This is a genomic window from Halobacillus sp. BAB-2008 (genome assembly GCF_000328325.1).
GTDB lineage: Bacteria > Bacillota > Bacilli > Bacillales > Halobacillaceae > Halobacillus.
In genome coordinates this window covers 1-14,138 of sequence record NZ_ANPF01000056.1, presented here as the reverse complement: position 1 = coordinate 14,138, position 14,138 = coordinate 1, and the positions used below count along the sequence as shown (strand labels likewise).

Annotated in this window: 20 protein-coding genes; 13 read left to right on the top strand and 7 right to left on the bottom strand. The window is 46.4% G+C overall.

Annotated features, from left to right (window positions below; all coding sequences use genetic code 11):
* Positions 1-70: 70 nt before the first annotated feature.
* Entirely contained in the window at positions 71-655 is a 585-nt protein-coding gene (locus tag D479_RS12865; RefSeq protein WP_008637763.1) for a CGNR zinc finger domain-containing protein, read from the bottom strand.
* Positions 656-844: 189 nt separating this feature from the next.
* On the opposite strand from D479_RS12865, the gene D479_RS12860 reads away from it, so the two are divergent.
* The gene (locus D479_RS12860; RefSeq protein WP_008637762.1) at positions 845-1,705 is read left to right on the top strand and encodes an alpha/beta hydrolase; all 861 of its coding nucleotides are present in this window, start codon (positions 845-847) and stop codon (positions 1,703-1,705) included.
* Positions 1,706-1,767: 62 nt separating this feature from the next.
* Here the strand turns inward: D479_RS12860 and D479_RS21210 are convergent, their stop codons facing one another.
* Together D479_RS21210 and D479_RS12850 are read right to left on the bottom strand one after the other, a co-directional pair.
* Positions 1,768-2,592 carry a methyl-accepting chemotaxis protein gene (locus D479_RS21210; RefSeq protein WP_008637761.1) on the bottom strand — a complete coding sequence of 275 codons (825 nt, stop codon included), beginning with the start codon at positions 2,590-2,592 and terminating at the stop codon, positions 1,768-1,770.
* A 143-nt stretch (positions 2,593-2,735) separates the two neighbouring features.
* Positions 2,736-3,485, bottom strand: coding sequence for a glucose 1-dehydrogenase (locus D479_RS12850; RefSeq protein WP_008637760.1), 750 nt, complete (start codon positions 3,483-3,485; stop codon positions 2,736-2,738).
* A gap of 171 nt (positions 3,486-3,656) precedes the next feature.
* On the opposite strand from D479_RS12850, the gene D479_RS12845 reads away from it, so the two are divergent.
* The 7 genes from D479_RS12845 (at position 3,657) to D479_RS12815 (ending at position 8,057) form a co-directional block, all read left to right on the top strand.
* Positions 3,657-4,253, top strand: coding sequence for a GNAT family N-acetyltransferase (locus tag D479_RS12845; RefSeq protein ID WP_193743885.1), 597 nt, complete (start codon positions 3,657-3,659; stop codon positions 4,251-4,253).
* Positions 4,247-4,603 (top strand): hypothetical protein, encoded by a 357-nt coding sequence (locus D479_RS12840; protein WP_008637746.1) that lies wholly within the window; start codon positions 4,247-4,249, stop codon positions 4,601-4,603. The genes D479_RS12845 and D479_RS12840 overlap by 7 nt, the downstream gene beginning before the upstream one ends.
* Positions 4,604-4,623: 20 nt before the next feature.
* Positions 4,624-5,265, top strand: a complete 642-nt coding sequence (locus D479_RS12835; protein ID WP_039871468.1) for a pyridoxamine 5'-phosphate oxidase family protein — start codon at positions 4,624-4,626, stop codon at positions 5,263-5,265.
* Between the two features lie 28 nt (positions 5,266-5,293).
* Positions 5,294-5,854 carry a histidine phosphatase family protein gene (locus D479_RS12830; protein WP_008637740.1) on the top strand — a complete coding sequence of 187 codons (561 nt, stop codon included), beginning with the start codon at positions 5,294-5,296 and terminating at the stop codon, positions 5,852-5,854.
* 90 nt (positions 5,855-5,944) lie between these two features.
* Complete coding sequence (locus D479_RS12825) at positions 5,945-6,502, top strand: TetR/AcrR family transcriptional regulator (protein ID WP_008637739.1); 558 nt, start codon at positions 5,945-5,947, stop codon at positions 6,500-6,502.
* A gap of 64 nt (positions 6,503-6,566) precedes the next feature.
* A complete protein-coding gene (locus D479_RS12820) occupies positions 6,567-7,694 on the top strand; it encodes an MFS transporter (RefSeq protein ID WP_008637737.1) in 1,128 nt (375 codons plus the stop codon).
* Positions 7,695-7,772: 78 nt separating this feature from the next.
* Positions 7,773-8,057 carry a DUF3784 domain-containing protein gene (locus D479_RS12815; RefSeq protein WP_008637735.1) on the top strand — a complete coding sequence of 95 codons (285 nt, stop codon included), beginning with the start codon at positions 7,773-7,775 and terminating at the stop codon, positions 8,055-8,057.
* Between the two features lie 47 nt (positions 8,058-8,104).
* Here D479_RS12815 and D479_RS12810 read toward each other — a convergent pair whose 3' ends face one another.
* Positions 8,105-9,904 carry a M3 family oligoendopeptidase gene (locus D479_RS12810; RefSeq protein ID WP_039871467.1) on the bottom strand — a complete coding sequence of 600 codons (1,800 nt, stop codon included), beginning with the start codon at positions 9,902-9,904 and terminating at the stop codon, positions 8,105-8,107.
* A gap of 482 nt (positions 9,905-10,386) precedes the next feature.
* Between D479_RS12810 and D479_RS12800 the strand changes: the two genes are divergently transcribed.
* The 4 genes from D479_RS12800 to D479_RS19965 are packed head-to-tail and all read left to right on the top strand — an operon-like array spanning position 10,387 to position 12,224.
* The gene (locus D479_RS12800) at positions 10,387-10,761 is read left to right on the top strand and encodes a VOC family protein (RefSeq protein WP_008637730.1); all 375 of its coding nucleotides are present in this window, start codon (positions 10,387-10,389) and stop codon (positions 10,759-10,761) included.
* Between the two features lie 17 nt (positions 10,762-10,778).
* Entirely contained in the window at positions 10,779-11,072 is a 294-nt protein-coding gene (locus D479_RS12795; RefSeq protein WP_008637727.1) for an RNA polymerase alpha subunit C-terminal domain-containing protein, read from the top strand.
* A gap of 25 nt (positions 11,073-11,097) precedes the next feature.
* Positions 11,098-11,550, top strand: a complete 453-nt coding sequence (locus D479_RS12790; RefSeq protein ID WP_008637726.1) for an NUDIX hydrolase — start codon at positions 11,098-11,100, stop codon at positions 11,548-11,550.
* A gap of 38 nt (positions 11,551-11,588) precedes the next feature.
* Positions 11,589-12,224 carry a hypothetical protein gene (locus D479_RS19965; protein WP_008637725.1) on the top strand — a complete coding sequence of 212 codons (636 nt, stop codon included), beginning with the start codon at positions 11,589-11,591 and terminating at the stop codon, positions 12,222-12,224.
* Positions 12,225-12,313: 89 nt separating this feature from the next.
* Here D479_RS19965 and D479_RS12780 read toward each other — a convergent pair whose 3' ends face one another.
* The 3 genes from D479_RS12780 to D479_RS12775 all read right to left on the bottom strand — a co-directional run bounded on the left by D479_RS12780 (position 12,314) and on the right by D479_RS12775 (position 13,650).
* Positions 12,314-12,736, bottom strand: coding sequence for a VOC family protein (locus tag D479_RS12780; RefSeq protein ID WP_008637724.1), 423 nt, complete (start codon positions 12,734-12,736; stop codon positions 12,314-12,316).
* A 361-nt stretch (positions 12,737-13,097) separates the two neighbouring features.
* Positions 13,098-13,250 carry an aspartyl-phosphate phosphatase Spo0E family protein gene (locus D479_RS20255; RefSeq protein ID WP_008637723.1) on the bottom strand — a complete coding sequence of 51 codons (153 nt, stop codon included), beginning with the start codon at positions 13,248-13,250 and terminating at the stop codon, positions 13,098-13,100.
* A gap of 151 nt (positions 13,251-13,401) precedes the next feature.
* Positions 13,402-13,650: a hypothetical protein gene (locus tag D479_RS12775; RefSeq protein WP_008637722.1), complete on the bottom strand. Its 249-nt coding sequence runs from the start codon at positions 13,648-13,650 to the stop codon at positions 13,402-13,404.
* A gap of 246 nt (positions 13,651-13,896) precedes the next feature.
* Here D479_RS12775 and D479_RS12770 point away from each other — a divergent pair.
* A partial coding sequence (locus D479_RS12770; protein WP_008637720.1) for a TetR/AcrR family transcriptional regulator occupies positions 13,897-14,138 on the top strand: 242 nt, incomplete at its 3' end.

The following is a 14,138-nucleotide window of genomic DNA, read 5'->3' as shown; positions in this document are numbered from 1 at the left end:
AACTTCGTCTGCTTACGGAACGAACCCAACGCTTTGGAGTAACATCTTTCCAGTCCATTTTGTTTAGTAACTATTTTTTCTTTTTCTTTGCATAGAATTCAGCAGCCTTCTTACGGTTGCCGCACATTTCCATGCTGCACCAGCGCCTTTTTCCTGGTTTAGAGGTATCCACGAAGTAGAGACGGCATTCTTCATGCTCACAATTTCGTATCCGGCTGACAGAAGTTGTTTCCAGTGTGTGAAAAATAGATCGAATGATATGGTACAGGACATGATCCTTCACCGACATTCCTTCGCACACCAATTTAAATGCTTCCTCAGCAGATGCAACGGTCAGACGGACGTTCAGCTCTTCCGACATCTTTTGTAACTGCTTGATTGTATCGAGGGATACTTCCTTATTTTGTTCCAGATCAGACAGGACGATTTGGCAAAGGCTTCGAAGCGAACGAAGCTCATGGATCAGCGCATGCAGGGTTTCTTTGTTTTCCAATGCGTCAAGATCAGACTGCCGCACGACGTTGTTTTCCTTCAGCCATTGAAACGTAGCAGATCTATCGTCTAAGGTATCAATCTCTTGTTTATTGGCGTTGTAAGTAGTATTGACAAGGTTGATCCATGCAGGACCACCTAAAACAAATAGTGATTTATCCATCTCTTTCTCCTCCCCCCTTAAATATAACCGTTAAAAGATATGTTGACAAGTTATAAAATGTGCCTTAATGTAAGTTTATAACCTTTAAAATTATTTTTAAGAGGTTATAAAATGTTAGGAATGTAAAGTGTTGTCGTATTACAAGGATTGGATGGAGCATGGCTACTAAAAAACTTATGAGGTGATTACATGGAAGTGGCGTACAAAACAGTGAAAGTGAATGGCATATCGATTTTTTACAGGGAAGCGGGAAATAAAGAAAATCCAACAATTCTCTTGCTTCATGGTTTTCCTTCCTCTTCTCATATGTTCCGAAATTTAATTACAGAGCTGATGGAGGATTATCATATTGTGGCCCCTGACTATCCAGGGTTCGGAAACAGTGACCAGCCTGAATTGGAAGAGTTTGATTATACATTCGATACCATCGCTCTTTTGATCCATGAATTTGTAGAAGAATTAAACTTAGAGAAGTTCAGTATTTACGTTCATGATTATGGAGCTCCGGTAGGCTTCCGGTTGGCAGCCGACCATCCGGAACGAATTCAATCCATCATTACTCAAAATGGGAACGCTTATGAAGAAGGGCTCCTGCCTGCCTGGGACCCTGTCCGCACCTATTGGGGAAATCCGAGTGAGGAAAATAAGAATAACATCCGATTTCTTTTATCTGCGGAGTTTACGAAGTATCAATATACGAACGGAACGCGAAACCCCGAACGCATCAGTCCCGATGCCTGGAATATGGATCAATGGGCATTGGATCGTCCCGGCAATGACGACATCCAGCTTGCTTTGCAATACGACTACAGGAACAACCTTAAACAATATCCACGATGGCAGGAATTCTTCAGGACGTATCAGCCTCCTACACTGGCTGTATGGGGGAAAAACGATATATTCTTTGGGCCGGAAGGGGCACTTGCTTTTCAAAGAGATCTCGAAGACTGTGAAGTACACCTTCTAAATACCGGGCACTTTCCATTAGAAGAAGATTTGCATACAAGTGCTTCTTTAATCAAACAGTTCCTGCACGACCGTTTAAAATAAGTGCTCCCAGCACGAGGAAAGCGGATCTCCGTATCATGCCGGAGATCCGCTTTCCTCTTTCCTTATCCTTTAATGAATGCCTGACTCATGTACTCTTTCAAATCCGTCGATGTTTTATTCAACTTCTCGATTTCGGTCATGAATGCCGTCACGAGCTTCGCTTCCTCTTGGGAAGATTCGGCGATATCGTGGAAATCCTCCTCCATCCGGCTGATCGCTCCTTTGATGGCATTCAGCGTTTCTTCTATTTTTTCTGTCGCCGTCTTCGAGTCGGCGGAAAGCTTGCGGACTTCATCGGCAACGACGCCGAATCCGGCGCCGACGCTTCCGACGCGGGCGGCTTCGATGGCGGCGTTCAGGCCGAGCAGGTTCGTCTGGTCACTGATGCTGCGGATTGTTGAGACGACGTCTGTCACGTTCCGCGAATACTGGGCTGTCTGTTTCGTGTTCTGTGAAATCTGCTCGGTCGTCGCGGACAGCTCCTCGGAGTGGGCGGCGATGTGCTGCACTTTGCCAAGCAGCGATTCAGAAATGTCTTCCATCGAAGTGATGATGGAGGTGAACATGTCCCGCTTCCGTGTACTGACAGCTGCATTGACGGCAGCGATCACCTGCCCGTTTTCTTTAATAGGAAAAGAAATGCTGTTGAAGGGAACCCCGAACTCTTCTTCTCCGACCTTCACGACGGTCGTGCCGTTCGGATCGACCATCTGAAAGTTCAAGTATCCGTCAGGCAGCGGATCACCCGGCTGGTGCTGGAAGTTCAGCTCTTCACTCGGGGAGTAGTAGAGGTACTTTTCGTGGTCGAATACGGTAAGCATCGTATCCTCCCGCAGGATTTCTTTTATGTATGGAATGGATGTAATGAATGCATCAACTTTGTTCATGTGTAACTCCTTTATAGCTTCTTTTCCTTTAATATCGGCTGCGTCCGGTCAAAATGAAAGGTTATGGAAGAAGGTTTTTTATCCCTTTCGTCTATTCCGACAGCATGAAAAAGCAGCCCGGTACCGGGCTGCTTTGGCTGTGTTTATTTTGTATTCGTGAATCCACCGTCGATGCTGATGACTTCACCGTTGATGTACTGCGCTTTGGACGTCAGCAGGAAGGTCACTAATTCTGCGACTTCCTCCGGTGTACCGAGACGCTTCTGCGGAATACCGCCGGTGGCGTTTTCCTTCATTTTCGGATTGGCTTCGTAGAATTCTTTCACCATTTTCGTTTCTGTCGGACCTGGTGCAATGGCGTTGACCCGCAGCCCGTCCTTCGCATATTCCGCTACCATGCTCTTCGTCAACCCGACGATGCCGTGTTTCGTTGCGGAATACGTGACGACCGAATCCTGGCCGATGACACCGGCACTGGAGGATGTATTCACAATCGATCCGCCGCCGTTCTTCACCATGACTTCTGCTACGTAGCGGACACCATACAGCGCGCCAAGCAGGTTGATGCCGACGATTTTCTCGATCTCATCGACCGACGTATCCAAATAGTATTTCCCGCTTCCGGAAATACCGGCGTTATTGAAGAAATAATCGATCCCGCCGAAGTGCTCGACCGTCTGATCGACGTAATTTTTGACGTCTTCTTTTTTCGAAACGTCCGCCTTCACGAAGAGGGCGTCGACGCCTTTCGCTTTCAGCTCCTGAACCGTTTCCTCCCCAGCAGTGGCATCGACATCGACGATTGCTGCGTTTACGCCTTCTTCTGCAAGCAGCATAGCCGTTGCCTTACCGATTCCGCTGGCTCCACCTGTAATGATAGCTGTTTTACTCATGTTCATTCCTCCCTACCTCTTTATAATATTCCTCCTCAGCATGAAAATAAAAGAATCTGCCTGAGTCTTTCGATTTGCGACGTAAGTAATGGCAAGGGTGGATATATTTTCTTTTTCATCGTAGAAGGAATGATCCTCCAAGAAATAGAAGAGGAAAGAGGGGGGATGGAAATGCACTACACATCTTTATTGGAAGAAGACTTACTGGACGCTGCCGAGTTATACTGCCGCGCCTTTACAGGGGAAGGTTTCTCGAACGAGGAGAAGGAATCCGCACTCCGGAACATACAAAAGGACACCACTTATGAAGGATATACAGGGATGAAAGCCACCGATCAGGACGGTCGTCTGGCAGGTTTCGCGTATGGTTATAAAAGTCTGCCGGGTCAATTTTATCGGGGGAAATTAGAAGAACAGATGACCCAGGACCAAGCAGACTTCTGGTTGAACGACTGCTTTGAGTTCGTAGAGTTAGCCGTCGACCTCTCCTATAAGAGGAGGGGAGTCGGGAGTTCTTTACACGATAAATTGTTTGAGGTCGTACGGAATTCTACAGCCGTCCTGACTACATCCATCAGTAACATTTCGGCGGTAAGCCTGTATGAAAAGAAGAGGTGGAAAATCATTAAAGACCATGCACCGGTCATTTCATCTCGAAATCTTCAAGTCATTATGGGGAGGGAATCCCCTTCCAAAGCTATACATCAAGATAAACAGGCGGCCGCTGTTCCGTCCGTTCACAAAGGAGGAGTCGCCGGACGATGGTAAAAAGAAAATCCTTAGCAGCTTTCCTTCTGCTGATGATCACGGTTCCCGTCTACAGCTTAATTTCTGAAGGTCCACTATCCACGTATGTTCGCTTTTTTGTCTACGCTTTAACCTTCGCCGTCTTATGCGGAACGCTTCTGTCCATTGGTTTGGAGGCGTTGATTAAGAAACTGGGTTCCAACAGCTTCCCCCTGCGATTGATCCTGCATATCGGGACAGCGCTCCTGTTAACCGCTGCATTCGTTACCAACAATTACATAACGATCGCCATGTATGTTGCCTTGCCTGTCGCTCTCGGTTATTTCGTCATCGATGAAGGATTGAGAGTCCGATCAAAGCGCCTTGGCTGATCGGGCAATGGGGAGGAGTAATGATGAAAGAGAACGATCGCTTCAAAGAAACGATTCAAACGGAAGAAGAATTGCGGGCCATCATCGGTATTCCCAGTGACTTAGTTAAAAACAAAGTATTGACCTATCTGGATCATCATTGTGCTGCGTTTATCTCCAAATCTCCATTCCTTGTTATATCCACTGCCGATGAATCCGGCTTCTGCGACGTTTCCCCGAGGGGAGATGAGGTCGGATTTGTACGGGTTTTGAATGAAAAGCAGCTTGTCATACCGGAGAGGCCCGGCAATAAACGTGTCGATTCGATGCGGAACATTCTGTCCAATCCAAGCGCAGGTCTTCTCTTTTTCATTCCCGGAATGGAAGAAACGTTAAGGGTGAATGGGAAAGCGACGTTAGTGACAGATGACGAGCTTCTGGAGAGCATGTCCCATAAAGGGAAAAAGCCGCTCCTCGGTATCGGGGTGGAGGTAGAAGAATGCTTTGTTCATTGTGCGAAAGCTTTCCTGCGTTCGGGCTTGTGGAAGCCTGACTCCTGGCTGGACAAATCCCATCTGCCATCAGCTGCTGCCATGTTGTTTGACCATGCGAAGTTACCACGATCCAATGTGGATTCCATTCAAAAGAGATTAGAAGAAAGCTATACAAATCGACTTTATTAGCCGCAACTTTTATTTCCAGGAGGCTTCTATGACGACCAACCTGTACCTCGTACGACATGCCCATTCGACCTACACACCAGACGAAAGGAATCGACCGTTATCAGAAAGAGGATACAAGGATGCAGAGAAAGTGACCGAGCTTTTAAGAAAAGAGAAAATCGATGCCGTCCTTTCCAGCCCTTATGCAAGAGCGGTTCAAACCGTGGAAGGAACGGCTGTTTCTCATGGGAAAGAGGTGCATCTCCTCGAGGATTTCAAAGAAAGGACGTTGACGGAAGGGAAAGCCTCTGACTTTGAAGCGGCAATCGAAAAAGTATGGGCGGACCCGGACTTCAGCTGGGAAGGCGGAGAGTCGAACAGGGACGCACAGCAACGAGGGATCAGAGGCATGAAAACCGTCTTAGCAGACTATGAAAACAAAAATGTAGTCATAGGAATCCACGGGAATATCATGGTGCTGATCATGAATTATTTTGACGAAGCGTATGGGTATTCGTTCTGGAAACAGCTTGCGATGCCTGATGTGTATAGACTCTCTTTTGAAGGGGAGTCGTTCATAGGGTGCCAAAGAATCTGGATGGACCTTTAAATCGGGGGTTTTATAATAAATCCCGGTTTGTGTTGATGTCGGGCCTGTGTTACCTTAGTTATAATGAACGTTCTATATAAGGATGATACGATGAAAAAATCAAGCAAAAAAGAAGCAATCATGGAGACAGCGGAAGCACTATTTTATGAGCACGGGTTTCATTCTGTCGGGGTCAAGAAAATCCTGGAGCAGGCAGACGTAGCGACGATGACGATGTATTATCATTTCAAATCGAAAGAAGAGTTGATCGCTGCCGTGTTACGGGAAAGGGAGAAGCAGTATTTCATGCGTCTGGACCTTATCATCAACAAGGATGGGGATGCGGAAGCGTATATCGATTCCATCGTAGAGGCCCATCTGAAATGGGTGGAAGAGGAAGGGATGAATGGCTGCATGTTCCTTCGGGCCAAGCAGGAGTATGCCGGAGCGAACGAAGACATTTCGTCGCTGACGCAGGAGCACAAGCAGAAGCTTATCGACAAAATCGCAAAAGATTTGAGGGTTTTCAAAAATGGCGAATCCCTTAGTGTACAGATTTCCATTTTGTTGGAAGGAATAACTTCGATGGCTCAGATTCTTGATATAGAAAAAGTGAAAGCCGGTGCTGGACATTTAGCAGATACGATAAAAGTTCAAACAAGGAAATAGTCGCTATTTCCTTTTCTTTTTACCCTAAATTAGAATGAACGTTCTATATAAATGGAGGTGCGACATGAATGCCAATAAACTGATATCCGTCGGTCTGCCGATGATAGCGGTCACGTATGGCTTATCCCGTTTCAGTTACGGGCTGATGCTTCCATACATTAGTGAATCGATACCTATGAACGCTTCCACTTCCGGTCTGATTTCTTCGTTGTCCTATTTAGCCTACTGTATCGCTATCGTTCTAGTGATGGTATTCTCTCAAAGGTTTACACCAACCTTCATCTTGATGACAGCCGGGTTCACGTCCGTCATAGGATTAGGAGTGATCGCTGCTTCTGCCAACCCCCTGCTCCTCGGTCTGGGTATTTTCACAGCCGGGCTGAGTACAGGCTTTTCCTCTCCACCATACGCAGATATCGTTCAGGAACATATCGAAGAAACGCAGCAGAGTCAAACGAACTCCTGGATCAACTCAGGCACCAGCATCGGAACAGCGCTTACGGGCGTGACGGCGATTGTCCTTAGTGACCATTGGAGAATCAGCTATCTCATCTTCATGGCAATTGCTGCGCTGGTATGCTTCCTTAATTATAAGTCACTTCTGAAACAGAGAACTGGGAGGAAGCAGAGGACGGTGCAAGTTAAGAAAGCCAATTGGCACCATTCCTTGCCATTGATCATTGCTGCGACTTTATTGGGAATCGCAAGCTCTGCTTATTGGACGTTTTCCAGAGACTACATCCTGCATTTGGACACAGCCCCTCTTTACCTGGGCGAGTGGTTTTGGGTGATCATCGGAGCGGCGGGGCTGCTTGGCGGGACCGTCGGGGGCGTCATCCAAAAAATCGGAATGGCAAGCGCCTACCGGATTTCTGTGATTCTGTTAGCTGTATCGTCTATTGCATTGGTGTTTTTATCGGGAAACAAACTAGCAGGTGTGCTTTCCCCCGCTTTATTCGGCAGCTCCTATATTTTCATGTCAGGGGTTTTGATCCTATGGGGGATTTCCATATTCAAAAGCAACCCTTCTCTCGGAATCGGTGTTCCTTTCGTCCTGCTTGCCTTTGGGCAGGTAATGGGATCGACGCTTGCCGGAAGGTTGGTCGATATGGAAGGATATCCGTTTTTGTTTATCCTATTCTCGCTTGTCGGTATGATCGCCCTCTTTGTTGTTCCTAAAAGCAAGTATTGAGTCGTCAAAGTAAAATATTGGAACCTGGATGGATTTAAAACGTAGATATGGTATAGACCCAGAAAGGCGGGAGAAAACGTGGACTATGGATTGCTGTTGCTCGGAATCGTTCTTCTAGGGGTTTCCTTTTTGGTCGGAGTAAAGAAACAGACGTGGCTGCTGGCGGGTTTTAACGAGAAGATGATTCGGAATAAGTCGTTGTTAGGCACCGTTACGGGCCTTGGCTTTTTTCTGCCTTTAGGTTTGCTTGCGATCTTCAACAGTGTGGTTCACTACGCCGGGGAAGGTACGGTCCTTATAGTCGCCATGCTCGTGCTGCTTACCATCGTATATGTGATCATCAATAGGAAATTGCTCGATTGACGCTTGAAAGGAGATGCCGGAACTCTATGGAGAGGTCCGGCATCTTTTTATACCATCGTATTGGTGAGCACCAAATATTCTTCAATTGCGTCTGCAACCGGTTTTATCGAAGCTTCCCAGAAGTGCTTGTCTGTAAGGTCCTGATGCAGGTGTGCAGCAGCCAGCTGTTCTACCGTCATCCTTCCGGTATCCCGCAGCAGAGCATCGTATCGTCGGGCAAATCCTTCCCCCTGTTGTTTGGAAAGGGTGTAGATGCCGTTACTGAATAAGTACCCGATCGTGTAGGGGATATTGTAAAATGGTTTTTCCGTACTATAGAACTGCGGAATGGTCATCCAGTGATATCGATCATGTTCGCCGACCGTGTCTCCATATAAGGCGGTTTCGGTTTTTTCCATGAGGGTGGATATTTCCTCGCTTCCGACGTAACCATTCTGTCTTTTTTTATAAAATTCTTTTTCGAATTCATACATGGAAGGAATCATCCCTAAATAGGTGGAACCGGCTACGATTTTCATTTCAAGGAGAGCCAGTTTTTCCTGGTCTGTGGTGGCTCTGTTTACAGCTGCATCCAATACTAGATTCTCCGAGAACGTAGATGCCGTCTCCGCGACGCTTGTCCCTTTTTGCCGGGCGAAGTGGGGAAGCTCATGGAGAATGGCGTTATGATAGGCGTGGCCGAGTTCGTGCGCAATGGTGACGACATCCTGATAGTGGCCTCGAAAGGAAAGAAAAATCCGGCTTTCCTTGGCCAGTGGCAGGGAGGTACAGAATCCACCATCCATTTTGTCGGCACGGTCTTCTGCTTCGATCCATCCTTCTTGGAAGGCCTTTTCCGCAAAAGCTCCCAGCTTTTCACTGAAAGCATGGAACTGCTGGACAATGATGTCTTTTGCTTCTGCATAAGAAATTTTCTGCTTGGATCGGAAACTGCTCGTAGGGATGTCATACCATGTGAGTGTCTCTTTTCGGGCGAGTTGTGCTTTTCTTTCGAGGAAATCGCGAAGGAGGTATTGGTTTTCTTTCACGACAGCAGTCATGGTGTCGACCGTTTCCTCGCTGATCCGGTTTTGCTCCAGCGCTTCTTTTAGCACATTGTCCCACCCCCGTTCACGATAAACATCTAATCGGAAGCCGCTGATGTTGTTCAGGATAGAGGCGAACGTATCTGCATGCGAGGCACAGACGTGGTTATAGGACTGGATGATCGTTTTTCTTCGTTCTTCCTCGTCTGAAAACAACACCTCACTGAACGCCTGCTCGATGGAAAACGGCTCCTTCTTCCCGGCTGTTTCCACAGGGACCCTTAGTTTCGATAGTTGCTGCTCGTAATGGTCTTCCCACGCAGAAAACCCACTCACAGAAAGGCTTTGAATCGTTTTCTCTATTTCGTGGGGACGTTTGGCTTCTATCCTTTGTCTTCTTTCTTTTAAGTGAAAAAGATAGGTTCTCACCTCTGTGTTCTCCAATAATTCGTTCCACGCATGTTCAGACAGAGAAGCCAGTAATGAATCGAATTCCACCTCCATTTTCTCAAGATCAGCTTTCGTCTTCGCACTCTCGGCGATCATTTTCGTTACATGGTCATCCTGCGTATTTTCGGCGCGCAGGCATATAAGGTACTCCTCCACCTGGAACGATCCGCTCATCACGTACTGGATTTCATCAAATACCTGCACCAATGGCTCGGTGCTTACCTCTTCATATGGTTGTAGTTTATGTATATCATTGGTGATGTTTTCCATGGAATGTTGAAGCTCTGTCAGGAAGTTCATTAACTTTGGAGAGCGACTCCCACCTGGATAAAGAGAGTCTAAGTCCCATCTCATCGGTACGGTTTGCTTCATATGTTTGCTCCTTCTCTTGGATTTTAATCCTCTATTTCCAACTATACATCACCTAATAAATGGGTACAAAGGAAATGTTGACTTCCTCCTTGATGGCGTAAAATATGTTTGAAAATAGGAGGGATCGTATTAAAAAAGCCAATCGTATTCCTTTCTGTAAGCATGCTCCTGTGCATAGGATTATTCGTAATCAATCATTTCCCGGGAAACAAGGAACCGTGGTGGACGATTATGCTGCTAGGTGCCGCCCTCACTGGACTCCTCTCTGCTTACTTCCGTGAAAAGAAAGAAAACAAGGGGGAAATGTATAAGCTCCATCCCCTGAATAATGTACGTATTCAGGGGATTTCTATATCAAGAAACTGATTTGGTAAAAAATTGATGTTTGATGATATGATGGAAAAAGAAAAGCCAAGGAGTATGCACTGCTTTTTCCATCCGCGTCTGGTGAAGCATTCTATAAGAAAAAAGGAGGGGATAGGATGAGTCATTCATTTATTGAACAGGTGCACTACGTCAGGATTCCAGTGAAGGATTTAAAGGCTTCCGCCCGGTGGTACACGGACGTGTTGGGACTCGAGCTGGTGACTATAACGGAAGAACCGATGGCGATCATCAAAGTGGAGGATGGTCCGTTTCTACTTATCTTGGTGCCTACCCCTGATGAAACGTTTGCCCATTTCACGATTAATAAGGAAGCGGCGTTCAGCATCGGGTTTACAAGTCCGAGGCTGGCTGAGCTTCACCAACACTTGACCGCTCACAACGTGAAGGTGGAGGAGATAAGGGAAGACAACGGCCATGCCTACTTCCACTTCTATGACCCGGATGGGAATAAACTGCAGGTACACTGGTAACTAAAGGAGGCAGGAAGATGACTGAAAATAAAGAACAGAGAACCTGTGAGAAGGGGCATCGGTACTATAAAAGCAGCGATTGTCCCACTTGCCCGATTTGTGAAAGCAAGCGAAAACCGGAAACCGGATTTCTCTCCATCCTGGCAGCTCCCGCCAGAAGGGCTCTTGAAAACAATGGAATCACGTCTTTGGAGACGTTATCTGCTTACAGGGAAGAGGAAATCTTGAAATTTCACGGCCTGGGGCCGTCGTCGATACCGAAGCTGAAGGGCGCTTTGAAAGAGAAAGGGTTAGCTTTTAAAGAGGAATGATTTCGGAAAGGAAAAGGTGATCGGTATGTCTGATTATGTCATGCAGATGAGGAAGCTGATTGGAACAAGACCTTTAATCGTACCTGGGTCGACCGTGCTTGTATTCAACGATTCCGGAGAGCTTTTGCTGCAGCATCGTTCTGATACAGAGGAGTGGGGATTACCAGGCGGAGCCATGGAGCCGGGCGAAAGTTTGGAAGAGACCGCTGCGAGGGAGCTTTTTGAGAAAACGGGTCTGCGGGCGGAGGGATTCACGTTCATCGACCAACTGTCCGGGAAGGAATTTTATTTCAAATACCCGAACGGCGATGAGGTGTACAACGTAATCGGCATTTATGAAGCGCAGCATACATTTGGGAAATTAGCGATGGCCGATGGAGAGAGCATCGACCTGAGGTATTTTCCGATAGACGGACTGCCTTCTAATGTTGTTGATTGGGCGAAGTTGGTTATCGGTGCCTATAAGCGATTCCTATAGCTTTAATCAGTACACTTGTAAAACGAAGGGAGGATTCTATGAGAAAGTTAGGAAAATGGACGCTCATTGCAATGGCAGGTGCAGGAGTTATCGTCGGTTTTCTCATCGTTATTTTTATCGTCGATATGACTCCTGATGCAGGAAAAGAAGAGGAAGTGAAGGAGAAGGCAGGTGCGTATCTGGACGCTCATTTTTCCGGGCAGATGGAGATGTACGATACGTTGTACGACAACATGGGGAATTTCAACGGATTCGATTATGCTGCAAAGGTAAGGAATACAACGAACGGCGTCGACTTCACCGTCTATGAGGATGCTGCCAGTGGGGAAATGGTGGATACGTATGCCGTCAATTATTTTGAAGATGAGCTCTCTGATTTGATTATGGAGGATGTGGAAAAAGGGTTTACCGAGATCGAAATGGTAATAGTAAGCTATGCGGACCCGGCGTTGACGGATAAGTATATAGGGGAAACGGATCTGCCTGCTATTCAAGAGCTGGACGCAGCTCCTTCCGTGTCCATATGGGTCAATCGAGAGCGGAAACCTGCGGATGAGCGAAGCGTCGATGAGCTTTTGGATATTTTGAAGAATGATCTTAAGCTTCCTCATGCCCAAGTGATGGTCCAGTACCAGGCAGAGGAGGAAGAGGGAATACTTACAAAGGAATACTAGAGCTTCCCGGAAGTGGGCTCTGGATAACGTCCCATTTCCCCTGCCATCCTGTAATAGAAATGGTCGTCTCTTTATATACAGGAAGTCAATTATTCCACTTCATCCCAGGCGGGGTTCCAGACGACTTCCCATAAGTGCCCGTCCGGGTCCTGGAAGTGACCGGAGTATCCACCCCAGAACGTATCGTGCGTCGGGTCGGTGATCGATGCACCAGCTTTTTCCGCCTTATTCATCACTTCATCGACCTCGGCTTTACTGTTGACATTGTGACCGAGCGTGAACTCGGTCGGGCTCGGGCTGCCTGTTTTCACTTTCGTTTCATGAGCGATGCTTTCCCGGTTCCATAAAGCAAGCTTCAGACCAGGCTGCAAATCAAAGAACGCAACTGCTCCATACTCGAACTCTTCCCCGACAATTCCCTCCGTCGGAAAGCCGAGGCCGTCCCGGTAGAACTGCAGCGATTCCTCCAGGTTATCGACGCCGATCGTAATGACAGATACTCTTGGTTTCATGGGAAACCACCTCCTGTTAATATGGGTTTATTTTACCATGTAAATCGTTCGAAGCAGATAAAAAAAGCCAGAGCATGCGCTCTGACTAAAGATTGGAGGGGGACTCGCCATGAAGGTTTGAATGCAGTCAAAGCACTTCATTTGGGGAGCCACCATCTGCATCCTTTCCATTCCGTTCCTTCCATAAACCTCACTTACCCTTCAGTCCCAAAAAAGCAGCACAAGCATACCAATAAAATTTAGAACCATCGCACCGAGCATAATCCATCCGGCCGTATCATAGGGGAAAAAGTTAAACATGCTGTTCTCCGATCTGCTTTTTATTATGTAGTATGCGCGGAGCCTGTGGTTCTATTCGTCCTTACTGGCAATGTTTCCGGTAAAGGTTCAGAAGGTGGTCCAATTCCTGCGAGATCTTGACGATGCTTGGATAGTCGGCGTGGCTGAGGTAGGCGTTGTACATGTTCCGTCTTTTCTTCTCGATGCGCTCTTTAAGTAAGATGCACGCGCTCATGGCTGTCCTCCTTTCATAGGTATACATAAAAAAGCCGGGAGAATTGCTCCCGACCAGAATGTGGTAATTAAATTTTATCACATATCAATAGGTATATACATTGGCAAGCCTTGAATCTATGTCAGATAGCTATTCAATGAAAGGAAATGATTTACTCTCTGATTAGGATTAGACATTTCTTAGTTAAAGTAGATGAGAAATACTTACCATGAGAATAGCTTTGTGGATCGTTCCAAATATCTTCAAATAATTCTTTTATAATCTTTTCTACCCTGGAAGAGTCATCGATTCTGCTGGTAAGTAATCTGTATATGTATTGGATGTAGCAATCATAAATTTCGGTTAAAGAATCTTTGTCTTTGTTTTCAATTCTCTGGAGAAGGTCTTGTTCCAATCTCATTCAAGGGCTCCTTAGGTATATTGTATTAGTTCTGTAATACCCCTGAAATATATAGATAAACATCTTCAAATCGAAATATATGAAAACGTTTACTGTGACCGGTTAATCTCATGGAAAAATATAAGGGTGTGTAAGAGCTGTTTTAAGGGATGATATGTATTCCTGCTTTACAACTCCAATTTTATCCAATACAATAATGATTAATCAATCAATCATTAATAACTATGGAAAAAGGAGTGGACACTTATGGCGATGCAGAAGTCTGCAGAAAAGAGAGAACGGATCCTTCAAGCTGCGATCCAGATGTTCTCTATGAATGGGTACTCCAATGCGACGATCAAAGAGGTGGCAAAGGCTGCCGGGGTAAGCTTCGGTACGGTGTTTACTTATTTTGAAAACAAGGAGGAGCTTTTCCACGCTTCTGTTCTGGAGCCGTTGGAGGAAGTGAAGGCGGTGATGCTCGCTTCACCGGAACCGTCGGAAGAGCC